20 protein-coding genes are annotated in these 23,099 nt (G+C 64.2%); 7 read left to right on the top strand and 13 right to left on the bottom strand.

Annotated elements, in window-relative coordinates; translation table 11 throughout:
• Positions 1 to 45: 45 nt before the first annotated feature.
• The 3 genes from mpl to FHW75_RS25805 are packed head-to-tail and all read left to right on the top strand — an operon-like array spanning position 46 to position 2,305.
• Entirely contained in the window at positions 46 to 1,395 is a 1,350-nt protein-coding gene (gene mpl, locus FHW75_RS25815) for a UDP-N-acetylmuramate:L-alanyl-gamma-D-glutamyl-meso-diaminopimelate ligase (RefSeq protein WP_019097905.1), read from the top strand.
• Positions 1,392 to 2,021, top strand: coding sequence for a flavin prenyltransferase UbiX (gene ubiX, locus FHW75_RS25810; protein WP_016715383.1), 630 nt, complete (start codon positions 1,392 to 1,394; stop codon positions 2,019 to 2,021). The genes mpl and ubiX overlap by 4 nt, the downstream gene beginning before the upstream one ends.
• On the top strand, positions 2,018 to 2,305 hold the full coding sequence (locus FHW75_RS25805; RefSeq protein ID WP_084297499.1) for a YceK/YidQ family lipoprotein: 288 nt from the start codon (positions 2,018 to 2,020) through the stop codon (positions 2,303 to 2,305). The genes ubiX and FHW75_RS25805 overlap by 4 nt, the downstream gene beginning before the upstream one ends.
• Before the next feature lie 46 nt (positions 2,306 to 2,351).
• Here the strand turns inward: FHW75_RS25805 and FHW75_RS25800 are convergent, their stop codons facing one another.
• From FHW75_RS25800 to FHW75_RS25770, 7 genes are all read right to left on the bottom strand, one after another.
• Complete coding sequence (locus FHW75_RS25800) at positions 2,352 to 2,996, bottom strand: oxidoreductase (RefSeq protein ID WP_016715385.1); 645 nt, start codon at positions 2,994 to 2,996, stop codon at positions 2,352 to 2,354.
• 27 nt (positions 2,997 to 3,023) lie between these two features.
• Complete coding sequence (locus FHW75_RS25795) at positions 3,024 to 4,757, bottom strand: C13 family peptidase (protein WP_016715386.1); 1,734 nt, start codon at positions 4,755 to 4,757, stop codon at positions 3,024 to 3,026.
• Positions 4,758 to 4,986: 229 nt separating this feature from the next.
• Positions 4,987 to 6,051 carry a 2,3-butanediol dehydrogenase gene (locus FHW75_RS25790; RefSeq protein ID WP_256576303.1) on the bottom strand — a complete coding sequence of 355 codons (1,065 nt, stop codon included), beginning with the start codon at positions 6,049 to 6,051 and terminating at the stop codon, positions 4,987 to 4,989.
• A gap of 53 nt (positions 6,052 to 6,104) precedes the next feature.
• On the bottom strand, positions 6,105 to 7,211 hold the full coding sequence (locus FHW75_RS25785) for an acetoin dehydrogenase dihydrolipoyllysine-residue acetyltransferase subunit (protein ID WP_019097909.1): 1,107 nt from the start codon (positions 7,209 to 7,211) through the stop codon (positions 6,105 to 6,107).
• Positions 7,208 to 8,230: an alpha-ketoacid dehydrogenase subunit beta gene (locus tag FHW75_RS25780; RefSeq protein WP_013970705.1), complete on the bottom strand. Its 1,023-nt coding sequence runs from the start codon at positions 8,228 to 8,230 to the stop codon at positions 7,208 to 7,210. The genes FHW75_RS25785 and FHW75_RS25780 overlap by 4 nt, the downstream gene beginning before the upstream one ends.
• A 33-nt stretch (positions 8,231 to 8,263) precedes the next feature.
• On the bottom strand, positions 8,264 to 9,241 hold the full coding sequence (locus tag FHW75_RS25775; protein WP_019097910.1) for a thiamine pyrophosphate-dependent dehydrogenase E1 component subunit alpha: 978 nt from the start codon (positions 9,239 to 9,241) through the stop codon (positions 8,264 to 8,266).
• A gap of 22 nt (positions 9,242 to 9,263) precedes the next feature.
• Positions 9,264 to 10,319: an ATP-NAD kinase family protein gene (locus FHW75_RS25770; protein ID WP_183675152.1), complete on the bottom strand. Its 1,056-nt coding sequence runs from the start codon at positions 10,317 to 10,319 to the stop codon at positions 9,264 to 9,266.
• A 283-nt stretch (positions 10,320 to 10,602) separates the two neighbouring features.
• Here FHW75_RS25770 and FHW75_RS25765 point away from each other — a divergent pair, with 283 nt between their 5' ends.
• Positions 10,603 to 12,456: a sigma-54-dependent Fis family transcriptional regulator gene (locus FHW75_RS25765; RefSeq protein WP_183675149.1), complete on the top strand. Its 1,854-nt coding sequence runs from the start codon at positions 10,603 to 10,605 to the stop codon at positions 12,454 to 12,456.
• A gap of 72 nt (positions 12,457 to 12,528) precedes the next feature.
• Here FHW75_RS25765 and accC read toward each other — a convergent pair whose 3' ends face one another.
• The 6 genes from accC to FHW75_RS25735 form a co-directional block, all read right to left on the bottom strand.
• Positions 12,529 to 13,884 carry an acetyl-CoA carboxylase biotin carboxylase subunit gene (gene accC / locus FHW75_RS25760; protein ID WP_016715394.1) on the bottom strand — a complete coding sequence of 452 codons (1,356 nt, stop codon included), beginning with the start codon at positions 13,882 to 13,884 and terminating at the stop codon, positions 12,529 to 12,531.
• A 17-nt stretch (positions 13,885 to 13,901) separates the two neighbouring features.
• On the bottom strand, positions 13,902 to 14,366 hold the full coding sequence (accB, locus tag FHW75_RS25755; protein ID WP_016715395.1) for an acetyl-CoA carboxylase biotin carboxyl carrier protein: 465 nt from the start codon (positions 14,364 to 14,366) through the stop codon (positions 13,902 to 13,904).
• Positions 14,367 to 14,465: 99 nt separating this feature from the next.
• Complete coding sequence (gene aroQ / locus FHW75_RS25750) at positions 14,466 to 14,921, bottom strand: type II 3-dehydroquinate dehydratase (RefSeq protein ID WP_003255330.1); 456 nt, start codon at positions 14,919 to 14,921, stop codon at positions 14,466 to 14,468.
• Between the two features lie 179 nt (positions 14,922 to 15,100).
• Positions 15,101 to 16,873, bottom strand: a complete 1,773-nt coding sequence (locus FHW75_RS25745) for a protein-disulfide reductase DsbD (protein ID WP_183675146.1) — start codon at positions 16,871 to 16,873, stop codon at positions 15,101 to 15,103.
• A 163-nt stretch (positions 16,874 to 17,036) separates the two neighbouring features.
• The gene (locus FHW75_RS27330; RefSeq protein WP_409347980.1) at positions 17,037 to 17,816 is read right to left on the bottom strand and encodes a methyl-accepting chemotaxis protein; all 780 of its coding nucleotides are present in this window, start codon (positions 17,814 to 17,816) and stop codon (positions 17,037 to 17,039) included.
• 1,312 nt (positions 17,817 to 19,128) lie between these two features.
• A complete protein-coding gene (locus FHW75_RS25735; RefSeq protein WP_025754637.1) occupies positions 19,129 to 20,487 on the bottom strand; it encodes a diguanylate cyclase in 1,359 nt (452 codons plus the stop codon).
• A gap of 248 nt (positions 20,488 to 20,735) precedes the next feature.
• On the opposite strand from FHW75_RS25735, the gene FHW75_RS25730 reads away from it, so the two are divergent.
• The 3 genes from FHW75_RS25730 (at position 20,736) to FHW75_RS25720 (ending at position 23,009) form a co-directional block, all read left to right on the top strand.
• Positions 20,736 to 21,803 (top strand): DUF2333 family protein, encoded by a 1,068-nt coding sequence (locus tag FHW75_RS25730; protein ID WP_019097108.1) that lies wholly within the window; start codon positions 20,736 to 20,738, stop codon positions 21,801 to 21,803.
• Between the two features lie 2 nt (positions 21,804 to 21,805).
• Positions 21,806 to 22,342 (top strand): NUDIX hydrolase, encoded by a 537-nt coding sequence (locus tag FHW75_RS25725; protein WP_019097109.1) that lies wholly within the window; start codon positions 21,806 to 21,808, stop codon positions 22,340 to 22,342.
• Positions 22,343 to 22,637: 295 nt separating this feature from the next.
• A complete protein-coding gene (locus FHW75_RS25720; RefSeq protein ID WP_019097110.1) occupies positions 22,638 to 23,009 on the top strand; it encodes a translation initiation factor Sui1 in 372 nt (123 codons plus the stop codon).
• Positions 23,010 to 23,099 lie beyond the last annotated feature (90 nt).

The raw sequence follows: 23,099 nt of genomic DNA, 5'->3' as shown, positions 1-23,099 counted from the left end.
GTCGCGCCCTGGGCTACCCTGCCTCGATGTTTTGCGAGGTCGACCATGCATATTCACATTCTCGGTATTTGCGGCACTTTCATGGGCTCGCTGGCGGTGCTGGCCAAGGAACTTGGCCATCGCGTCACCGGCTCGGACGCCAACGTCTATCCCCCGATGAGCACTCAGCTCGAAGCCCAGGGCATCGAACTGACCCAAGGCTATGACCCGGCCCAGCTGGACCCGGCACCCGACCTGGTGGTCATCGGCAACGCCATGTCACGCGGCAACCCGGCAGTGGAATACGTGCTGAACAAGGGCCTGCCCTATGTTTCCGGCCCGCAGTGGCTGGCCGACCATGTGCTGCAAGGCCGCTGGGTGCTGGCCGTTGCCGGTACCCACGGCAAGACCACCACCAGCAGCATGCTGGCCTGGGTGCTGGAGCACGCCGGCATGAGCCCGGGCTTCCTGATTGGCGGTGTGCCGCAGAATTTCTCGGTATCGGCCCGCCTGGGCGACACGCCGTTCTTCGTCGTCGAAGCCGACGAGTACGACAGCGCCTTCTTCGACAAGCGCTCGAAGTTCGTGCATTACCACCCGCGTACCGCGATCCTCAACAACCTTGAGTTCGACCACGCGGACATCTTCCCGGACCTGGCCTCGATCGAGCGGCAGTTCCACCACCTGGTACGCACCATCCCGAGCGAAGGCCTGGTGATTCACCCTACCACCGAGCAAGCGCTGGAGCGGGTGATCGGCATGGGCTGCTGGACCCCGGTGCAGACCACAGGCGTGGGTGGCCAGTGGCAGGCGCGCCTGCTCAGCCCCGACGGCTCGCGTTTCGAAGTCTTGTTCGAAGGCGAAGCGCAAGGCGTGGTGGACTGGGCACTGACGGGCCAGCACAACGTTGCCAACGCGCTGGCCACCCTGGCCGCCGCCCGCCATGTCGGCGTGGCCCCGGCCATGGGCATCGAAGGCCTCAGCGCGTTCAAGAGCGTAAAACGGCGCATGGAAAAGGTGGCCGAAGTGCAGGGCGTGACCATCTACGATGATTTCGCCCACCACCCGACTGCCATCGCCACCACCCTCGATGGCCTGCGCAAGCGTGTTGGCGAGGCCCCGGTGATTGCCGTGATCGAACCACGCTCCAATTCGATGAAGCTGGGCGCCCACCGTGACGGTTTGCCAGAGAGCGTCAACGACGCCGACCAGGTCATCTGGTACGCCCCGGCCAACCTCGGCTGGGACCTGGCGGCCACCGCCGCGCAGTGCAAGGTCCCGAGTGTGGTAGCCGACAGCCTTGACGCGATCATCGAGCGGGTCAAGGGCCAGGCCCGCCCGGGCACTCATGTGGTGATCATGAGCAACGGCGGCTTTGGCGGCCTGCACGGCAAACTGGCCGAGGCGCTGAAGTGAGCGGGCCGGAACGCATCACCCTGGCCATGACGGGCGCCTCGGGCGCCCAGTATGGCCTGCGCCTGCTCGATTGCCTGGTGCGCGAAGACCGCGAAGTGCACTTCCTGATCTCCAAGGCCGCGCAACTGGTAATGGCCACCGAGACCGACGTGCTGTTGCCGGCCAAGCCCCAGGCGATGCAGGCCTTCCTTACCGAATACACCGGCGCCGCCGACGGGCAGATCCGCGTGTATGGCAAGGAAGACTGGATGTCGCCGGTGGCCTCCGGCTCCGGTGCCCCGGCGGCGATGGTGGTAGTGCCTTGTTCCACCGGCACCTTGTCGGCCATTGCCACCGGTGCCTGCAACAACCTGATCGAACGCGCTGCCGACGTTACCCTCAAGGAGCGTCGGCAACTGATCCTGGTGCCACGCGAAGCGCCGTTTTCCACCATCCACCTGGAAAACATGCTCAAGCTGTCGCAGATGGGCGCGGTGATCCTGCCGGCGGCACCGGGCTTCTACCATCAGCCGCAGACCATCGACGACCTGGTCGACTTTGTCGTGGCGCGTATTCTCAACCTGCTGAACATTCCCCAGGACATGTTGCCGCGCTGGGGTGAACACCACTTTGGGGTGGATGATTGAAGCGAGCGTTGGTGGGGGGGCTGGCGCTGGTGATGCTGGGGGGCTGCGCCACGGTACGCACGCTGGATGCCGCCAAGCCCGGGGCGCCGGTGGTGTATGCCGGCACCCGGCTGGATTTGTACGTGATCAATGGTGGGTGCTGCCCGCGAGACCACTACGGGGCTGATGCACCAGCCTATCCTGGGCTGGACCTGCCGGGGAGCATGTTGCTCGATACCCTGTTGTTGCCGTTGTCGTTGCTGACAGCAGCCGGTGTAGGCTTCCAGGCCACCGGTGGCCTGTAACGGCCCTTTCGCGGGCTACCCGCGAAGAGGCCGTCATAGGTAACGCCTATTTCTTGCCCAACCTGCGCAACTCATCCGACTCCACAACCCGTATCCCGTCCTCTTCCTCCAGCGCCAGGCGCCACAGCGCTCGTGCCAGGGTGCAAGCCTCGATCCCTCGGTATTTACCCGGTATCAGCTTGGAAAACGGCGAAACCAACTGCTCACTGAGGCGTGGCTGAATGCGTTCGCCCAGCAGCAACGACGGCCGCACGATGGTCAACTGCGGCCAGTCCTGAGCCTTCAGCGCCTCTTCCATCTCACCTTTGACCCGGTTGTAGAAAATCGACGATTTCGGGTCGGCCCCCAGCGCGCTGACCACTAACAGATGCCGCGCGCCCATTTCCCGGGCACGTTTGCTGAACGCCACCACCATGTCCAGGTCCACCGCACGGAACGCCGATTCGGAGCCGGCCTGCTTCAGCGTGGTGCCCAGGCAGCAATAGGCGATATCGACCCGCCCGGCCAACTGAGGAAGGAATACCGCTGGGTCGCCCACCGGGTTTTCCAGGTGCGGATGCTCGGCCAGCGGCCGGCGAGTGGGCGCCAGTACGCGGGTGATGGTGGGCTCGTTGAGCAGGCGGTCGAGCAGGTGTTCACCCGTCAGACCTGTGGCACCGGCAAGCAGGACATGCTGAGGCGTCAAATACATGATGTCTCTCCCTTGTTACACACAATTCTAGTGGTTGCCGGGCGTTTCCGCTCGTCGCTCCGCGCTGGCTTGTGTGGCGTTACGCAACGCTTCTTCGGCCTGTTGCCGGCGCAGCTGCTGCCAGTGCTCAAGCACGGCGGGCGGCGCCCACAGCTGCGGCTCGGAGGCCTCGAAGCCTTCCCTTTGTTCTCTTTCGGCAACGCTGGTACGTGCCAGTTCAAATGCCTGTTTGAGGTCGTCGGTCTGGTTCAGCGCTTCGGCGAACAGGGCATCGCCAAAGTAGGTGAAGTCGGCTTCTTCCGAGCAACCGAAAGACACGCGGTCGGCCCGGGCCGCCGTCATGATCAGCGTGCGCTCATCCTTGAGCGGGGCGATGTAGCCCCCTGAATAGCAGGCCGAGATGACGATTACCTTGTCTCGATTCTTGAGCGGCGCCAGGGCAGTGGCCAGTTCGTCGGCGGAAAGGTCAGCCAATTGCAGGCGCGGCTGGTCGAGCACCAGTTGATGGTCCTGGCTGCCATGGCTGGTAAGGTAGATGAACACCAGGTCTTCAGGGCCGCTGCGCTCGGCCAGGGTGCGGGCGGCACGGGTAAGGTTTTCGCGAGTGGCCATGGGGCGGGTGGCCATGTGGTCGCGGTGGTTGACCAAGGTCATCTGGCCACGGGCACCAAAGCGCACCTTGAGCATGTTGCTGACGTAGTCGGCTTCGCGCAGGAACACGCTCTGCTGGCCATCCCCGGCCACCACCAGGCTGTACAGCTGGATCGATGGGGCTGAGCGCGGGACACGGGCCAGCGCCTCGTCCAGCAGGCGGCCCTGATTGAGCAGGGCCAGGTCCAGCGGATCGGGTAGCAACTGGCCGTTCTGGTCGCGTACCCGCACGCCATTGACCCAGACGCCGCTTTCGACCTTGCCGCTGGCCAGGATCAATCGCCCATGCCCGTGGTAGGCATCGTTCAGGAAGCCGCCGATGTACTTGCTGCCATCGGCCAGCTGCAGGCTGCCCTGGCCCGACAGGCGCCAGTCGGCGAACTCGCCTTTGTAATGGCTGCCATCGCTGCCCAGCAGTTCGCCTTCGCCGATCAATGAGCCATCCTTGAATTCGCCAATCCACACATCGCCATCGGCGTTTTCGTAACGGCCGCGACCTTCCAGGCGGTTGTCCTTGAACTCGCCGATGTACTGCTCACCGTCAACGCTGTCGTAGGTGCCGCTGCCTTGCAGCTCGCCGTTGACGAAGCGGCCACTGAACTGGTTACCGCTGGCATCGCTGCGTACGCCGGCGCCGTTGGGTTTGCCCTTGGCGAACAGGCCCTGGTAGCGGCTACCGTCGGCCAGTTCCAGTTCGCCCGCGCCGTCGTAGAGGTCGTCCTTGAACTGGCCACGGTAGGTCTGGTCGGCTTGCTTGAGCGTGCCTTCGCCATCGCGGCGGCCATGCTTGAAGGTGCCGGCATAGTGGCTGCCCGGCGTGGTCAGGTCGCCCAGTCCCTGGAACAGCCCCCCGGCGAACTGGCCACGGTACACCTCGCCGTTCTGGCCGTGCCATTCTCCCTGGCCGTGCCACTGGCCGTCCTTGAAGCCGCCGGCGTACCAGCTGCCGTTGGGGTAGTCGATACGGCCCTCGCCCTGCAGCAGGCCATCGACCACCTGCCCCCGGTAACGCCCGCCGTCAGGCAAGCGTGCGTCCGGCGGAAGCAGCGATTCGCCATCGCCACAGGCGGCGAGCAGCAAGACCAAGGTGATGGGGAGCAGTGGACGCATGGCGAAGACCGGGCAATAGGTCTGCCGAGTATGACGCAGAATGGGATCCTGAGACAGCGAGGGCAGATGCTGGCGCATCACCTGGTGTAGGAGCGGCCTTTTGTCGCGAAAGGGCCGCAACGCGGCCCCGGCAATATTACCTGTGATGCACAGATCCTGGGGGCGCTGCGCACCCCTTTCGCGACACAAGGCCGCTCCTACAGGATCTGCGCAGCCTTTGAGGGTTTAATCAGCGCACACCCGGGGAAACGATGATCTTCACGTTCTCCTCTTTGTTGTTCACCAGTTCCTCGAAGCCCAGTTCGACAATCTGCTCCAACCCGATCCGGCCGGTCACCAGCGGGCGAATATCCAGCCTGCCGTCAGCGATGAAGGCAATCACATCGGCAAACTCGCCGTTGTACGCCAACGCTCCCAGTACCTGCTTCTCGGTGGATACCAATTCGAAGAAGTTGAACTCGCTAGGCTCTTCAAAAATACCTACCAGCACGCACTTACCCGCCTTGCGGATGGTGTCGATGGCCAGCTGGGCCGTGTGCTTGTTGCCGATGCACTCAAAGCTCACATCGGCCCCCAACCCAAAGGTCAGTGCGCGGATTTGCGCCAGCGCGTCGCACTGGCTGGGGTCCAGCACCACGGTGGCGCCTACCTCTTTGGCCTTGGCCTTGCGCGCCGAGGACATTTCCAGCGCAATCACTTGCGCCGCGCCCGCAGCCTTGGCGCACATGATGGTGCACAGACCGATGGTGCCGGCACCCACCACCACAACGGTCTGCCCAAGCAGGCTGCCGGCCTTTTTCACCGCGTGCATACCCACCGCCAGCGGTTCGATCAGTGCCCCGGCCTCTGGCGGGAAACCTTGCGGCAAGCGGTACAGCAGGTTGGCGGGTACGTTGACCAACTCGGCAAAGGCGCCATTGTTCATCAGGCCGGTGAACGCCAGGCGCTCGCAGATGTTGTACAGGCCGTGGGTGCAGTAATAGCAAGTACCACAATGCTGGCAGGCGTCCGCCGCCACCGGGTCACCTACCGCAAAGCCCTCCACGCCTTCGCCAAGCTTGGCGATCTGGCCGCAAAATTCGTGGCCGAGGATGCACTGGCCCTGGATGCCGGTCAGCGGGTGTGGTGCCTCCACCGGGATGAACACCGGGCCGGCGACGTATTCGTGCAGGTCGGAGCCGCAGATGCCGCACCAGTCCACCTTGATCTGCACCCAGCCGGGTGCCGGGTCGGCTGGCAGGGGGACCTGTTCGACGCGAATATCATTACGGCCATGCCAGACGGCGGCGCGCATGTGGGTGTGGCTCAGGTCATTCATTGTTGTTCTCCAGGCTCACGGGAAAGGGCTTAGTGCTTGCGCAGGAATGCGAGCATTTGCTGGTTGACCTGTTCGGCCGCCTCCATCTGCACCATATGCCCAGCCTCTGGCAGCACCAGCACTTCGGCCTCCAGGCCCTCTGCGTGGCTGGCCGGGATAATCGCGTCCTTGCCACCCCACACCACCAGTGCCGGATGCTGCCCCAGCACACTGCGCAGGTCGTGGCGCTGCCTGTCACCGTCGGCAATGGCTAATGCCAGCTGGCGCAAGGCCTCATCGACACCTTCCAGGCGCTTGAACTTGAGCATGTCTTCCAGCATCTGCCGGGTGACCAGTGCCGGGTCGGCGAACAGCTGCACCATCTGCGGTTTGAGGGCGTTGCGGTTCGCGGCGGCAACAAAGCCTTGCAGGTACTGCCCATTGATTGCCTCACCCAGACCGGCACTGGCGATCAGGCTCAGGCTGGCCACCCGCTGCGGCGCCAGGCGCGCCACGTTCAGGCTGACCGCGCCCCCCATGGAGTGTCCGGCCAGGTGGGCCTTGGCGATGTCCAGGTGGTCGAGCAGGGCCAGCACGGTTTCGCTCAGTTCATCCAGGTCGCCCCGTTGCAGGGCCTTGGCCGACTCGCCGTGCCCCGGCAGGTCGAGGGCGATCACCCGGCGCTCGGCCGCCAGCGCCGGGTGGTTGAACAGCCAGTTGTTGAGGTCGCCGCCAAAGCCGTGTACCAGTACCAGCGGCGTACCGCCTTCGCCCAGTTCGAACCAGCGCAACAGGCGGCCGCCCACTTCAGCCTTCTGCGGGGCCGGCCCTTGTGCCTGGTCGGCGCCCCCTTCGGCGACGAACTCGGCCTGGAAGCGCTGTACCACTGCATCGATCTCGGATTCCTCGGCTTCGCCTTCCACCACCACCGCCAGCAGCGCGCCAACCGGCAGGGTTTCATCCGGTTTGGCCACCTGGCGGCGCAATACACCACTGAACGGGGCTTCGACGCTGCTGCTGATCTTGTCGGTCTCGACGTCCAGCACCTCGTCGCCTTTGTTGATTTCGTCGCCTTCCTGCTTGAGCCAGGCGTCCACCCGGCCCTCGGTCATCGAAAGGCCCCACTTGGGCATGGTCAGGGTATGGATCTGGCTCATGCGGCACTCCTTGCAGCTTCGATCACCTTGCGCACGGCAGCCTCGATCTTCGCCGCGTCAGGGATGTACAGGTCTTCCAGGGCGTCGGAGAACGGCACCGGAGTGTGCGGTGCGGTGACCATTTCGATCGGGCCCTTGAGCGCGCCGAATGCCTTCTGCGCCACCAGCGCGCTGATGTCGGTGGCCATGGAGCAACGCGGGTTGGCTTCGTCGATCACCACCAGGCGGCCGGTTTTTTCCACGCTTTCGAGAATGCTGTCTTCGTCCAGCGGGCTGGTGGTGCGCAGGTCCAGCACTTCGCAGTCGATGCCCTGGCGGGCCAGGTTGTTGGCAGCCTCCAGCGCCACATGCACCATGCGCCCGTAAGTGACCAGGGTCACATCGTCACCATCGCGCAGGAAGTTGGCCTCGCCGAACGGTACGGTGTACACCTCTTCCGGCACCTCGCCCTGCATGCTGTACAGCAGCTTGTGCTCGCAGAAGATCACCGGGTCGTTGTCGCGGATCGCCTGGATCAACAGGCCTTTGGCATCGTAAGGCGAGGACGGGCACACCACTTTCAGGCCGGGGATGTGCGTCCACAGCGAGGTGAGCATCTGCGAGTGCTGGGCCGCCGCACGCAGGCCGGCGCCATACATGGTGCGCATCACCAGCGGCGTGACTGCCTTGCCGCCAAACATGTAGCGGAACTTGGCGGCCTGGTTGAGGATCTGGTCCAGGCAGCAGCCGGCGAAGTCGACGAACATCAGCTCGCACACCGGGCGCAGGCCCTGGGTGGCGGCCCCGACGGCGGCCCCGACGTAGCCGATTTCCGACAGCGGCGCGTCCAGCACGCGGCCGGGAAACTGGTGGTACAGGCCTTTGGTCACGCCCAGCACGCCACCCCAGGCGTCATCCTCGCCGGGGGCGCCGGCACCGCCGGCCACGTCTTCGCCAATGATGAACACGGTGTTGTCGCGGCGCATTTCCTGCGCCAGGGCTTCGTTGATGGCCTGCTGGTAGCTGATCTTTCTTGCCATGGTGGTTCTCCTGTTGTTCTTGTAATCCGCAGCTCAGGGGTAGGCGACGTAGACGTCGGTGAGCAGGTCGGCGGGCTGTGGCTTGGGATCGGACTTGGCGCGGCGCACGGCGTCCTCGATCAGGTCTTCGATGCGGGCGTCGATGGCGTCCAGTTGCTCGGCAGTGAGCAGGCCGGCACGGGTGGTCTTGTTGCGGAACTGCATCAGGCAATCGCGGGATTCGCGCAGGTTCTTCACTTCATCCGGGGCGCGGTAGGTTTGTGCATCGCCTTCGAAGTGGCCGTAGTAGCGGCTGAGCTTGACCTCGATCAGCGACGGGCCTTGCCCGGAGCGAGCGCGCTCGATGGCTGCGCCGGCGGCCTCGTACACCGCAAAGAAGTCGAAGCCGTCGATGGTGACACCCGGCATGCCGAACCCGGCGGCGCGGTCGGCAATATGGTCGCAGGCAACGGACCAATTGGAGGCGGTGGCTTCGGCGTAGCCGTTGTTCTCGGCCACGAAGATGCAGGGCAGGTTCATGATTGACGCCATGTTCATGGCCTCGAACACCGCACCTTCGTTGGAGGCGCCATCGCCGAAGAAGGCCACTGACACATCGTCCTTGCCTTTGATCTTGGCCGCCAGCGCTGCCCCGGCTACCAGCGGGGCGCCAGCGCCGACGATGCCGTTGGCGCCGAGCATGCCTTTCTCCAGGTCGGCAATGTGCATCGAGCCGCCCTTGCCGCCACATACGCCGGTCTTCTTGCCGTAGATCTCGGCCATCATGCCGTACACGTCCACGCCCTTGGCGATGCAGTGGCCATGACCCCGGTGGGTTGACGCGATGCAGTCGCTGTCGCGCAAGTGGGCCATGACCCCGGCGGCCGAGGCCTCTTCGCCAGCGTACAGGTGGACGAAACCGGGGATCTCGCCCGTGGCGAATTCCACATGCAGGCGTTCTTCGAACGCACGGATGGTGCGCATCACTTCATAGGCATGCAGCAGTTGTTCGGTACTCAGTTGATTGGACATCTTGTTGTTCTCCAGGGTTGTCTCAACGCGGGGATGCAGGGTGCAGCCGGTGGCCGCGCGGGACGGCCAGCAGGTGGTGGCGGGCGGCGTGCGCCAGTACGGCCTCGACATCCACGCTTAGCGGGCCTTGGTGGTCGAGGGTGATGGTGGGCGTGTCGTGCTCGGCGAATTCGATTTCGCGTTCGCCGTCCAGGGCCAGGGTGCCGCTGGTCAGGCTCAGGCGATGGGCAACGCCAGGTGTCAGCGGGCCGCTGGCGGTGATGCCGCAGGCTTGCAGCAGGCCGGGCGCCAGCGGCGCGAGCAATGCTTGTTCGGCGCCGGGGTTCAGGCGTACCCAGGCACCGTGCAGCTCTTGGCGTGACACTGGGCACCAGAGGCCGCAGAGGGCCGACAGCCCGATGGCATGGGGTTCGGCAAAGCAGGCGAAGACTTCGCACAGGTCCTCGCTGCGGCTGAGCGCACGGGCGCCGATGAAGCGCTGTGGCGACACGGCCACTTCGACCAAGGCCCATTCGGCCAGCTGTTGCTCGGGCACTCTTACCAGCAGACGCTTGTTACGGCGCAGGCCGATGCTGGCGGGCACCAGGCCGCTGGCGAACAGGCCACCGGCAAGGCCAGCGCTGGTGGCTTCGCGCAGTTCGGGGAACGCATTGTTGGTGCCGGTGGACAACGTCAGCAGCGGTACGTCACCGGCCTCGGCAGCGACTGCCTTGTGGGTGCCATCGCCACCGAGCACGGCGATCATCGCCACGCCGCGCTCGACCATGCACCGGGTGGCCAGGCGGGTGTCGGCAACGGTCTGGGTCAGCGGCAGGTCGAGTATTTCGAGGGCCGGCCAGTGCTGGTCACGGGCGCCCGGGCCCTGGCTGGCCTTGAGCACGGCCGCGGCGATGCCGGTCATGTCGCTGGGCAACAGCACCTGGCCGATGCCGGTGGCACCGAAGGCCGCCAGCAGGCGCTGGATGGCCGAGGCCTTGTCGGTGCTGGAATAGAGCCCGGCGTTGGCGGTCAGGCGGCGCAGGTCGCGGCCAGAGGCAGGGTTGGCAATGATCCCGACAATCGGGGCGGGTTGCGGCATGGCGCACCTCGTATTTTTGTTTGCCAAGGCAGGAGCAAGCGCGGTGCCAGCTTTCTTTGATTTGGCTGAAATGGCCGGGCTAGAGGGCTTTGATTGCGTTCTGGCATGCCTTTGCCACGGTGCTGGCGAGACGCCGGGTGCCAGCGCCAGGCCGGCATTGCCGAGACGCTGAGACGCGGCGTCTCAAGCCAGCCGGTAATCACACAGTGCTTGTCGGGGCATGCCCAGAGGCGCTTAATGGCCAGACAACGATAAAAACAGCAACGAGAACCGGAGGGCCTGAATGCTTGCCGCGAACTCCCGAGCCCATGTCGACTGCGTCAGCAGGGTGTTGAAGAATGCCGACCGCCTGCCACAGGCGCCGGTGCCACCGCTGATCCTCGACTCCTGGCGCCGTTCCATGGAGCTGTACCGCCTCGACCCCGGGTCCCAGCAGGGGCCGCGTATCCTTTCTCAAAGCCTGCTCAACGAGTGCCGCGAACGCGCCGAACTGTTCCTGCGCATCGCCAGCGATGCTGTGGCACGCCTGCACGAGCGGGTACGCGGTGCCGACTACTGCGTACTGCTGACCGATGCCCAGGGGCGTACCATCGATTACCGGGTCGAGTCGGCCATCCGCAACGACTGCCGCAAGGCCGGGTTGTACCTGGGCACCTGCTGGTCGGAAGGCGAGGAGGGTACCTGCGGCGTGGCGGCGGTGTTGACCGCCAAGGCCCCGGTCACCGTGCACAAGCGAGACCACTTTCGCGCTGCGTTCATCGGCCTGACCTGCACGGCGGCACCGGTGTTCGACCCGCTTGGCGAGTTGTTGGGCGTGGTGGATGTGTCAGCCTTGCAGTCGCCAGATGACCGCCGTAGCCAGCATCTGATCCGCCAACTGGTGGAGCAGACCGCCCGCGAGATCGAAAACGCCTTTTTCATGCACAGTGCCCAAGGCCACTGGGTGATGCGCGCCCACGGCACGCCGGGTTATGTGGAAAGCCAGCCGGACTACCTGCTGGCCTGGGATGCCGATGGCCGCCTGCAGGCGATCAACAGCCTGGCCCGGCAACGGCTGGTGGAGCGCCTGGGGCGCTTGCCCGAGCATATTGGTGAGCTGTTCGACATTGACCAGCTACGCCGGGTGAGCGCGTCGTCGGCCCAGCGCCTGCCGGGTCTGGGGGGGCTGTATGGTCGGGTCAGCGCCCCACGGCAACGCCAGCGCGCGCAGCCGTTGCGCCAGGCCCAGGACGCACGCATCGAACAGCACCTGCGCCTGGCCACGCGGGTCAAGGACTGCAATCTGGCGGTACTGGTGCAAGGTGAGACCGGGGCTGGCAAAGAAGTGTTCGCCCGCCAACTGCACCAGCAAAGCCAGCGCCGGGATGGCCCGTTCGTCACGCTGAACTGTGCGGCCATTCCGGAAAGCCTGATCGAGAGCGAGCTGTTTGGCTACGTGGCTGGAGCCTTTACCGGGGCCTCCAGCAAAGGCATGCAAGGGCTGTTGCAGCAGGCCGATGGCGGCACGCTGTTCCTCGATGAAATCGGCGACATGCCGCTGAACCTGCAAACGCGCCTGCTGCGGGTGCTGGCCGAGGGTGAAGTGGCGCCGTTGGGCGCCGCGCGGCGTGAGCGTGTGGACATCCAGGTGATCTGCGCCACTCATCGCGACCTGGCCGCGATGGTTGAGGACGGGCGTTTTCGTGAAGACCTGTACTTCCGCCTGGCCAATGCCCGCTTCGAGTTGCCGCCGCTGCGGGAACGTGAGGATCGGTTGGGGTTGATTCATCAGCTGCTGGCCGAGGAGGCCGATGCGTGTGCTGTCGAGGTGGTGTTGGCCGATGATGCGCTGCAAGCATTGCTGGTTTACCGTTGGCCGGGAAACTTGCGCCAGCTGCGGCAGGTGTTGCGCTGTGCCTGCGCGGTGAGTGAAGGCGGGCAGGTGCAATTGCAGGACTTGCCGCAAGAGGTGCGCGGTGAAGCGGTTGCTTCGCCTGAAAGCAGCGTGTCTTGCCCGGCCCGGCAGTTGTTGCTGGATGCACTGATCCGCCATCGCTGGAAACCGGCCGATGCGGCGCGGGCGTTGGGGATATCGCGGGCGACGCTGTATCGGCGGGTGCATGAGCACCGCATCGAAATGCCGCGCATGAAGGGATAGGCCCTCAGGCCCTGGCAGGCAATAAAAAACCCCGGCACAAGGCCGGGGTTTTTGGTGCATCACACTACTCGATCAATGCTCGTTGGCCAGCTTGTGTTCGAGGTAATGAATGTTGACGCCGCCTTTGCAGAAACCTTCATCACGCACCAGGTCGCGGTGCAGTGGGATGTTGGTCTTGATGCCGTCGACGACGATCTCGTCCAGTGCATTGCGCATGCGTGCCATGGCTTCGTCGCGGTCCTTGCCGTAGGTGATCAGCTTGCCGATCAGCGAGTCGTAGTTCGGCGGAACCGAATAACCGCTGTACAGGTGCGAATCGACGCGTACGCCGTTGCCGCCTGGTGCGTGGAAGTGCTTCACCTTGCCTGGGCTCGGGATGAACTTCTTCGGGTCTTCGGCGTTGATACGGCATTCCAGCGAGTGGCCACGAATCACCACGTCTTCCTGGCGGTACGACAGCTTGTTGCCAGCGGCGATGCTCAGCATCTCCTTGACGATGTCGATACCGGTCACCATCTCGGACACCGGGTGCTCAACCTGCACACGGGTGTTCATCTCGATGAAGTAGAAGCGGCCGTTTTCGTACAGGAACTCGAACGTACCCGCACCACGGTAGCCGATCTCGATGCACGCATCGACGCAACGCTTGAACACTTCCTGGCGGGCTTTCTCGTCGATGCCCGGGGCTGGTGCTTCTTCCAGCACCTTCTGGTGACGGCGCTGCAGCGAGCAGTCACGGTCGCCCAGGTGAATGGCGTTGCCCTGGCCGTCGGACAGTACCTGCACTTCCACGTGGCGTGGGTTGGTCAGGAACTTCTCCAGGTACACCATCGGGTTGCCGAAGGCTGCACCGGCTTCGGTACGGGTGAGCTTGGCCGAGGCAATCAGGTCCTCTTCCTTGTGCACCACGCGCATGCCGCGACCACCACCACCACCGGCGGCCTTGATGATCACCGGGTAACCGACGTCACGGGCAATCGCCAGGGCGACTTCTTCGTCTTCCGGCAGCGGGCCATCGGAGCCCGGTACGGTCGGTACGCCCGACTTGATCATCGCGTCCTTGGCCGAAACCTTGTCGCCCATCAGGCGAATGGTGTCGGCTTTCGGGCCGATGAAGGCGAAACCGGATTTTTCAACCTGCTCGGCGAAGTCGGCGTTTTCTGCCAGGAAGCCGTAGCCCGGGTGAATCGCGGTGGCGCCGGTGACTTCGGCGGCAGCGATGATTGCCGGGATATGCAGGTAGGAATCCTTGGACGATGCAGGGCCGATGCAGACCGACTCGTCTGCCAGGCCCAGGTGCATCAGTTCACGGTCGGCGGTGGAGTGCACAGCGACGGTTTTGATGCCCAGCTCTTTGCAGGCACGCAGGATCCGCAGGGCAATTTCCCCACGGTTGGCGATCAGGACTTTTTCGAGCTTCCCAGACATCGTTGGCTCTCCGCGACTCAAACGACGGTGAACAGCGGCTGGTCGAACTCAACCGGCTGGCCGTCTTCTACCAGGATGGCGTCGATGACACCGCCAACATCGGCTTCGATGTGGTTCATCATCTTCATGGCTTCGACGATGCACAGGGTGTCGCCTTTCTTCACGGTCTGGCCCACTTCAGCGAAGTTCGGCGAGGTCGGCGAAGGCTTGCGGTAGAAGGTACCTACCATTGGCGAGCGGATCACGGTGCCTTTCAGGGCCGGGGCGGCGGCGGCGGCTTCGGCGGCTGGAGCGGCAGCGGCAACCGGGGCGGCAACAGGTGCAGCAGCGGCTACCGGAGCCGGTGCGAAGTACTGTTGGGCAGCCGGGGTTTTGCTGTGACGGCTGATACGGACCGACTCTTCGCCTTCCTTGATCTCCAGTTCGTCGATGCCAGACTCTTCCAGCAGCTCGATCAGTTTCTTGACTTTACGGATATCCATTAATCATCAACTCCCAAAGGTTCGGTCAGGGGGCGAAATACAAAAAAACGTAACTGAACGTTTCTCTAGAACCCTGGCCCTCTGAGGCCAGGGTTTTCATCATTTGGGCTGTGCGTTGGCAGCCAGTTGTTCCAGCGCGGACTCCAGGGCCAGGCGATAACCGCTGGCGCCCAGGCCGCAGATCACCCCTACGGCAACATCGGAAAAGTAGGAGTGGTGACGGAACGGTTCGCGTTTGTGCACGTTGGACAGGTGCACTTCGATGAATGGGATGCTCACCGCAAGCAATGCGTCACGTAATGCGACGCTTGTGTGGGTGAAAGCAGCCGGATTGATCAGGATGAAGTCCACACCCTCGTTGCGTGCGGCGTGAATACGATCGATCAGTTCGTACTCGGCATTGCTCTGCAGGTATTGCAAATGGTGGCCTGCGGCGCGGGCACGTTGCTCCAGGTCCTGGTTGATCTGGGCCAGGGTCACGGCGCCGTAGTGGCCTGGCTCGCGGGTACCGAGCAGGTTGAGGTTGGGGCCGTGGAGCACCAGTAGCGTTGCCATCTGCGGATTCCTTGGATTTGTAGGGCAATTCGACACAGCGCGGCGAGTGTGCCGCAAAGCGACGGCAGGTGTCCAGTTCCCGGCAGTAGCCAGCACGATGTCCGAGATTCGCGCGAAGTATGTGACCAAATACTTAAATCTGGTCACCTATTTCAGGATTTTTCCCGGCACGGGGGAAGTTATAGACCGACTTTCCCGCGCACGCGTGTCAGAATTTGCGCAAATTCACCGGCGTTTATCTCGCCAATCACCCGATCGGCGGTCATTTCGCTGCCGTTCGCGGCAAAGAAGAGCAAGGCGGGGGGGCCGAACAGCTGATAGCGGTCGAGCAGCGTGCGTTGCTCGGCATTGCTCTCGGTGATGTCGAAACGCAGCAACTTGAAGCCGGTCAGCTGCGTTTGCACCTGTGGCGCGTTCAGCACTTCATGCTCGATCACTTTGCAGCTGATGCACCAGTCGGCGTACCAGTCCAGCAGCACGGGCTGGCCTGCCGCCTTGGCCTGGGCCAGCGCCGCGTCCAGTGCGGCGGGAGTGGTGATGGTTTGCCAGGCATCCACCTTTGCCGCCGGGCTGTCGCCACTGACCGCCAGTGTTGCAACCGGCAGCGGGCGCAGCGGGTCGCCTTGGCCACTCAGCGCGCCATACCAGCAAGCCAGGGCGTAGACCAGCAAGCCCAGGCCCAGCAGTTGGGCCAGGCGCTGGCGTGCGCTTTTTACAACGAACTCCAGGGCGCCGAGGAACAGCGCCACGCCAGCGGCGAGGAAACCGACCAGCAGCAAGGTAAGCGGGCCCGGCAGCACGCGGCTGAGCAAGCCGATGGCCAGCCCCAGCAGCAGGACACCGATGGCGTTTTTCACGGTATTCATCCAAGGGCCGCTTTTGGGCAGCCAGGCTGCGCCACCGGTGGCTACCAACAGCAATGGCGCGCCCATGCCGAGGCCCAGGGCAAACAGCTTGAGCGCGCCGCCCACGGCATCGCCGCTGGCGCTGATGTACAGCAGGGCACCGGCCAAGGGGGCGGATACGCACGGCGAAACCAGCAGGCTGGAAAGCACGCCGAGCACGGCCGCGCCGAGCAGCGAGCCACCCTTGGTGTGGTTGGCGACGTTGTTCAGGCGGTTGCTCAGGGCCTGCGGCAGCTTGATTTCGAACAGGCCGAACATGGCCAGGGCGAACACCACGAAGAACAGCGCGAACGGCACCAGCACCCAGGCCGATTGCAGACGGGCCTGCAGGTTAAGGCCGGCACCGAACAGGCCCATCAGCGCGCCGAGTACGGCGAAGCTGGCCGCCATCGGCAGCACGTAGGCCAGCGATAGAGCGAGCCCGCGCAGGCCGCCGACCTGGCCACGCAGCACCACGCCAGACAGGATCGGCAGCATCGGCAGCACGCACGGGGTGAAGGTCAGGCCAACCCCGGCAAGGAAGAACAGCAGCAGTGATTTCCAGTTCCAGGCGTGTTCGGCAGCGCCCGGCGTATTTGCGCCGCTTTCGCCATCGATGCTCAGGCGTTCGGTTTCCGGTGGGTAGCACAGGCCCTTGTCGGCGCAGCCCTGGTAGCCCACCAGCAGGGTGAAGGCACGCGGGTCGGTGCGCGGCAGTTCGATGTCGACCACGCCGTGATAAACCTCGACGTCGCCGAAAAACTCATCGTGCTTGGCCTCGCCTTTGGGGATGTTTGGCGTGCCCAGGGCAATGTCGGCCGGCTCGGTGCGGAACTGGAAGCGGTGGCGGTAAAGGTAGTAGCCCTCGGTGGCGACGAAGCGCAGCTTGAGGGTGTGTGCGTCGGCCTGGATCAGGCTGAGCTTGAAGGCCTCGTGCACCGGCAGGAAGTCGGCATTATTGGACAGCGAAGCGGCCCCTAGGGTGGCGCTGGGGCGGTTGTCGAGCAGGCCCGTGGCGAAGGCAGGGCTGGCCAGCAGCAGGAACAGCAGGAAAAACAGGCGGCGCATGGCGGACTCGCGAGGTGGAACGTGCCGGCATGATAGCGGAGTTGGTGGAGGATGGGGCCAGCTGGGCTTGCCATGACATTTTTAGCGCCTGGGAGATCGAGCGCCGCGCGGGCGGCGCTCGATCTCCCAGGCACTGCACATGTCAGGGCGAGCACCCGCCAGCTCAGACTCTGAACGCCCGCACCGCCCGGTTCAGCTCGCCGCCCAGGCTCAGCAACTGCTCCCCTTGCTCACGCCCCTCGCCAATGCGCTGCAGGTTGTCCTCACCCAACTCATGAATGCGTTCACTGTGGTCACGAATCTCACTCACCGCGCCGCTCTGCTGCGCCGTGACATCGGCAATCCGCACGGCGGTATCCGAGATGGTGCGAATGGCGCAGACAATCTCGTCCAGCGCGCCATCTGCCGCTTGGGCCTGGTTGGCTGTGGCCTCGGCATGCGCAAGCTGCGCACGCATCCCTGCTACCGAACTTCTCGCGGCTTGCTGCAGGCGGTCGATCAGTGCCTGAATCTCGCCGGTAGCCCCCGTGGTGCGTTGCGCCAGCGAGCGCACTTCATCGGCTACCACGGCAAAGCCACGGCCCATCTCACCCGCACGCGCCGCTTCGATGGCGGCGTTCAGCGCCAGCAGGTTGGTTTGCTCGGCAATCGAGCGGATCACCGTCAGCACCCCGCCGATGGTGGCCGACTCTTCCGCCAGTTGCTCGATCATGCGAGCGTTGCCTTGCACTTCATCAACCAGTTCACGCAAACCTGACAGGCTCTGGCCGATCACCGCCTGGCCTTGCTCCACCGCACGCCCGGCATCGCGGCTGGCGTCGGCGGCGGCGCTGGCATCACCTGCCACTTGCTGGATGGTCGCTTCCAGTTCGCCCAGTGCGTCGCGGATCTGCCCGGTATCGCCCGCCTGGCGTTCGGCGCCGTCGTGCAGGGCGGCGCTCATGCCGGCCAGCGCGTGGCTGCTGCCCGCCACTTGCTCGGCGTTGTGGCGGATGGTGCCTACCAGTTCCACCAGGTACTGGCGCAGGCGGTTGAGCGATTCCTGGATGTCGCGCAGTTCGCGGTTGGTCTTGCCCAGGGCGATACCTTGGGCGAAGTCGCCTTCGGCCCACCGTGACAAGGCGGGTGCCAGGCCGGTGAGGGTACGCGTCAGGCGGCGCTGCAGGGTGTCGATCAACAAGGCGATCAGCAGGATCAAGCCAATCATCAAACCCTGGATGATGCGCACCTCGGCGGCAATTTTCGCATGCTGGCCACGCACTTCGGGTTCCAATGCTGCAATGGCTAGCTGCACGGCCTCAAGGCGTTGATTAGTGCTGGCGGCCAGGGCGCCGCGGCGTTCGATCTGTTCGCGGGTACGCTGCAATTCAGCCGGGTAGCGGCTCAGCAGGCTTTGCAGTTCACGCTTTAGGCCAACCGCGATGTCTTCCTGCTGGGCATTGGCCTGGGTCTCAAGGCCCATCATCGCGGCGAAGTCGTCGGCACCGGACTCGGCGGCGCGGGTTACGCCAAGCAAGGGCAAGGCATCGATGGCTTGAGCCTGGGCGCGGATCAGTTGCAACTCGCGCTCCACCTCGTCGGCAAGCTCCGGGCGGCCGCTATTGACCAGTTTGTCCCGGGCCAGCGAAAGGCGGCTCAGGTGCACAGTGGCATCGAGCAATGGCAACAGGTAGCGGTTGGCATCGGCGTTGCCGCTGTCGCGAGCGTAGCCGGCCAGTTGTTCGACGTTGGCTCCCAGCTCCCGCTCGGCCTGCAGCAGCAGGGCTTGTGGGTCACCGGCCAGCTTGCCAGCGGCCAGCAACTCATTGGCGGTGAAGGCCTGCAGGCTGTCCAGGCTTGGGCGTAATGTGTCGGCCAGCTCAACGGGCCATTCGGCCAGGGCGGCCTGCAGCTGCTGGTTGGCCTCCATGGCGGCGGCATGGCGCAGGGCGTCGCCGCTGGCCAGGTACGCCTGGATGTTGCGTGCCGCCAGGTTCTGAAACTGCTGGGACAGGCCCAGGTAACGCTCCATCATCTGGTAGGGGCGCTCGAGGGCGCGCTGCGACCACCACAAGGTGGCGCCCAAGGCGAGGCACACGGTCACCAGCAACAGGGTGTTGAAATTGGTCAGCCACTTCAGGCGCATAGCCGCGAACTTCCTGCGCAGGGGAGTAGAGGTAGGCGCCTGAAGTTATTGCGATTTTGTGACCGGGTGATGACGACAAGGGGCTGGCCTCAGAAAAAAAGTGGCACAGTGCCTGTACTGGTGAAACTGGTCAGGGTTCTACACGCACTACACAGTTGCGCCCGGCATGCTTGGCCCGGTACAACGCCTCGTCCGCCGCACTGGCCATGGTCAGCGCATCGAGCCCGTCATCCAGCTGCACCACACCTGCACTGAACGTGCACTGCAAATCCCGGGGTTGTGCCGGGTAGAGAATTTCGGCAAAGCGCCGGCGGATTTCGTCCAGCACCCTGTGTGCTGCGTCCAGCGCGGTGTTGGGCATGACAATGGCGAACTCCTCGCCGCCGTAGCGGCCGATGAAGTCAGTCTTGCGCAAACGCTGCTTGAGAAACAGGGCCAGGCTCTTGATCACCCGGTCGCCCATGGGGTGGCCATGGCGGTCGTTGATCTTCTTGAAATGGTCGATGTCGAGCATGGCAAAGCTCAACGGTTGCTGCTCACGGCGGGCGCGGAAGCTGCAGTCTTCAAGCAGTTGCAGGATGTGGGTGTGGTTGTACAGCCCGGTCAGGCTGTCGCGCACCATTCGCGCCTTCAGGTGCCGGGCACGGGCGGCGCGGTTGCGCACGGTGGTGATCAGGTGGCGTGAGCGAAACGGTTTGGTCAGGAAGTCATCCCCGCCTTCGCTCATGGCGTCCAGCTGTTTGTCCAGGTCGTCTTCGGCTGACAGGTAGATAATCGGCACGCTCACGTAGCGGTCGCTGTGGCGAATCACCTTGGCCAGCTCCGGGCCGGTACAGGCTGGCATGTACAGGTCGAGAATGATCAGGTCGGGCTGGAAGTCGGCAAGCTCCGCCATGGTAAGGATCGGATCGGTCAGGCTGCGGGTTACCATACCGGCACCGGCCAGCACGCGCTCGGTGTACAGGGCCTGGGTGCGTGAGTCGTCGATGATCAGCACGCGCAGCGGGTCTTGCTGGGTGATGTGGGTCAGCAGTTCGACTTTTTCCAGCAGGCTGGAAGCCTCCAGGCTGCCGGTGAGAAAGTCCTGGCCACCCGCGCGCACGGCGGCCAGGCGGGTCGGGGTATCGGCTTCGTGGTGGCTGAAGAACAGCAGCGGAACAGGTTGCGCCAGCGCCTGCTGCACCTGGGCGGCCAGCAGCAAGCCTTGGCCAGCGCCGGTGAAGTCGACGTCCATGATGATGGCCGAGGGTGGGTACTCGCTGATCGAAGCGCAGAGCGCCGCAGCGCTGGGCAGCGCTTGCACCACCAGGCCGAAGAATTCCAACTGCTGGGCCAGGCGCTGGGCACGCTCGTGGTCCTGCAGCAGGATGTACACCGGTTTTCGCAGGGGCGGCAGCAGCACCTGGTCGAGCGGGTCATCCTTGCGCAGGCCGCTACGCGTCGCCTGTTGGGCGGGGCACTGCGGGCTCGGCTCGACTGCTTTGCTCATGTCCTGGCTACTTATAGGTTGGGATGTGCAGGGGCAATGATGGCTCTATGCTAGCAGCTCTTTCCGAATACGTGAGTGCCCTGCATCAACAAAGCGGCCAGAACGAATATTCAGTTGCTGACCGATTGGTCGCTTATGCGTACGGTGGTGTCTGCTTTATAGTGCTGCCACACGGGCTTGCCGTGGCACCCTGGCGCAGGCCTGTGGTCCAAGCCCCTGAACCGTCGTGACTGATTAAGGACAAAGCCATGCTGGACTGGAAAAACCGCGAGGCCAAAGCCGAGCCCCGCGAGCGTGTCGATGGCCGCGGCGCTGCTGCCCGTAGCTACCTTGGCGGCCTTTGGAGCCGTGCCCTGGGGACCCTGATCGGGTTGTACCTGCTGGTGTGTATCGGCCTGGGCTGGTACTGGAGCCAGGAGCCTGCGCTGTTCCCGGTGCAGCAGAATGCCCAAGCCGCTGCCGAGCGCACCGGCCAGCAGATGGTGGTGGGTTATACCACCCTCGAAACCCTCAAGACCGTGGCCGGCACCTTGCTGAACAAGCCGGGCGGCTACATTTCCAACGACCGCTTCCCGCCCGGGCTGTGGATGGACAACATGCCGAGCTGGGAATACGGCGTGCTGGTCCAGGTACGCGACCTGTCCCGCGCCCTGCGCAAGGACTTTGCCCGTTCGCAGTCGCAGTCCACCGAGGACGCCGACCTGGCCAAGGCCGAGCCGCGCTTCAACTTCGACAACAAGAGCTGGATCTTGCCATCGAGCGAGTCGGAGTTCGAAGAGGGCATCAAGTCGCTGACCCGCTACCAGACCCGTCTGGCTGCCGGCGACAAGGGCGCGATCTTCTACACCCGTGCCGACAACCTGAACAACTGGCTGGGTGACGTGGCTACCCGTCTGGGGTCGCTGTCGCAGCGCCTGTCGGCCAGCGTTGGCCGGGTGAAGCTGAACACCACGCTGAAGACCGAGTCGGTGGTTGCCGGCCAGGCGCCGCAGGTGGACGAAGAGCTGGTGGAAACCCCATGGCTGCAGATCGACAACGTGTTCTACGAAGCCCGTGGCCAGGCCTGGGCGCTGTCGCACCTGCTGCGCGCCATCGAGGTGGACTTTGCCGACGTGCTGGCGAAGAAGAACGCCACGGTCAGCGTGCGTCAGATCATTCGTGAGCTGGAAGCCTCGCAAGAGCCGCTGTGGAGCCCGATGGTGCTCAATGGCAGTGGTTTCGGCATGTGGGCCAACCACTCGCTGGTCATGGCCAACTACATTTCCCGGGCTAACGCTGCGGTCATCGACCTGCGTCAGCTGCTGTCGCAGGGTTGATAATGGCCATCAGCCCAAACGAGGCCGCCCACCGGGCGGCTTCCGACCGCGAACAGGTCACCTGGGTGGACGAAGCCGACCAGGTGCTTGGAGCGTTGCCCCGCGCCGAACTGCGCGAGCGGGGTTTGATCGGGCGTTGCACGTTCATTCTGCTGTTCAATAGCGCCGGTGAGTTGTGCGTGCACCGGCGGACCTTGAGCAAAGCGCTGTACCCGGGGTACTGGGATGTGGCGGCGGGCGGCATGGTGACAGCCGGTGAGGGTTATGCCGAATCGGCGGCGCGTGAGCTGGCCGAGGAGTTGGGAATTGAAGGGGTGGAGCTGCGGTTTCACGAGCGGTTCTATTTTGACCAGCCCGACAACCGGTTGTGGTGTGCGGTGTATTCGGCGGTGTCGGATGCGCCGTTGCGCTTGCAGCCGGAGGAAGTGATCGAGGCGCGCTTTGTCAGCCTTGAGCTGGCTGAAGAGGAAAGCCTGACCAAGCTATATTGCCCGGACTCTTTGGCGGCGTTGCAGCGCTATAAGGCCAGCCTGGGATAGCTGATTTGGTTGTGCCGGCCCTTTCGCGGGCACGCCCGCTCCCACAGGATTGTGCAGTGTTCAGAGCGGTGCCGAACCTCTAGGAGCGGGCGTGCCCGCGAATAGTCGCAAAACATTCGTAAAATGCCGCAATCCAGTACTTAGCAATCGCCTTTTTTATCGTTACACTGCGCGCCCTTTTCGGGCTGTCGCAGGATCTTGCGGCAGTAGCGCCGCCCCTGCCAGAGTGGGGCTTCGCGGTCGGCCTCTACCCCAAGGCACGACCAGTTTTTGTCCTCAGCACAGAGGAACAAAAGTGGCCAAGAAAGCTTCTTCCTTTTCCGCCCTTGGCGGTCTCGTGTACTCCACCGATGCCGGTCGACACTGCCCCGACTGTGGCCAGCCGGTGGACGCCTGCATCTGCAAGCAACAAGTCATCCCCGAAGGCGACGGCATTGCCCGTGTGCGCCGTGAGAGCAAAGGCCGTGGCGGCAAGACCGTGACCACCGTCACCGGCGTGCCGCTGCCGCTCGACCAGCTCAAGGAGCTGGCGACCACGCTCAAGCGTCGCTGTGGTACCGGTGGTGCCCTGAAGGATGGGGTGATCGAGATCCAGGGCGACCATGTCGAGCTGTTGATCGGCGAGCTGACCAAACAGGGTTTCAAGGCGAAAAAGTCCGGCGGCTGAGGCCATCGCGCGATTTTTTGCCCAGCGCTTTCTAAACTCGTTCCCGTGGTCAAGGTCTATGCCTGAGCACGGATGAATCGTCATTTTCAG

This window comes from Pseudomonas sp. OG7, from assembly GCF_014192825.1.
GTDB lineage: Bacteria > Pseudomonadota > Gammaproteobacteria > Pseudomonadales > Pseudomonadaceae > Aquipseudomonas > Aquipseudomonas monteilii.
The sequence above is the reverse complement of the archived record's forward strand: the minus strand, read 5'-3'. Positions and strand labels throughout refer to the sequence as shown.

Coding starts and splice junctions, on each gene's coding strand:
- FHW75_RS25795 (WP_016715386.1), bottom strand. CDS start 4,757: ATGCGTCCACTGCTCCCCATCACCTTGGTCTTGCTGCTCGCCGCCTGT.
- FHW75_RS25785 (WP_019097909.1), bottom strand. CDS start 7,211: ATGAGCCAGATCCATACCCTGACCATGCCCAAGTGGGGCCTTTCGATG.
- FHW75_RS25745 (WP_183675146.1), bottom strand. CDS start 16,873: ATGCGCCGCCTGTTTTTCCTGCTGTTCCTGCTGCTGGCCAGCCCTGCC.
- FHW75_RS25775 (WP_019097910.1), bottom strand. CDS start 9,241: ATGTCCAATCAACTGAGTACCGAACAACTGCTGCATGCCTATGAAGTG.
- accC (WP_016715394.1), bottom strand. CDS start 13,884: ATGTCTGGGAAGCTCGAAAAAGTCCTGATCGCCAACCGTGGGGAAATT.
- aroQ (WP_003255330.1), bottom strand. CDS start 14,921: ATGGCAACGCTACTGGTGCTCCACGGCCCCAACCTCAACCTGCTCGGT.
- FHW75_RS27330 (WP_409347980.1), bottom strand. CDS start 17,816: ATGAGCGCCGCCCTGCACGACGGCGCCGAACGCCAGGCGGGCGATACC.
- FHW75_RS25790 (WP_256576303.1), bottom strand. CDS start 6,051: ATGCGCGCCGCCGTCTGGCATGGCCGTAATGATATTCGCGTCGAACAG.
- FHW75_RS25725 (WP_019097109.1), top strand. CDS start 21,806: ATGGCCATCAGCCCAAACGAGGCCGCCCACCGGGCGGCTTCCGACCGC.
- mpl (WP_019097905.1), top strand. CDS start 46: ATGCATATTCACATTCTCGGTATTTGCGGCACTTTCATGGGCTCGCTG.
- accB (WP_016715395.1), bottom strand. CDS start 14,366: ATGGATATCCGTAAAGTCAAGAAACTGATCGAGCTGCTGGAAGAGTCT.
- FHW75_RS25765 (WP_183675149.1), top strand. CDS start 10,603: ATGCTTGCCGCGAACTCCCGAGCCCATGTCGACTGCGTCAGCAGGGTG.
- FHW75_RS25730 (WP_019097108.1), top strand. CDS start 20,736: ATGCTGGACTGGAAAAACCGCGAGGCCAAAGCCGAGCCCCGCGAGCGT.
- FHW75_RS25735 (WP_025754637.1), bottom strand. CDS start 20,487: ATGAGCAAAGCAGTCGAGCCGAGCCCGCAGTGCCCCGCCCAACAGGCG.
- FHW75_RS25800 (WP_016715385.1), bottom strand. CDS start 2,996: ATGTATTTGACGCCTCAGCATGTCCTGCTTGCCGGTGCCACAGGTCTG.
- FHW75_RS25780 (WP_013970705.1), bottom strand. CDS start 8,230: ATGGCAAGAAAGATCAGCTACCAGCAGGCCATCAACGAAGCCCTGGCG.
- FHW75_RS25770 (WP_183675152.1), bottom strand. CDS start 10,319: ATGCCGCAACCCGCCCCGATTGTCGGGATCATTGCCAACCCTGCCTCT.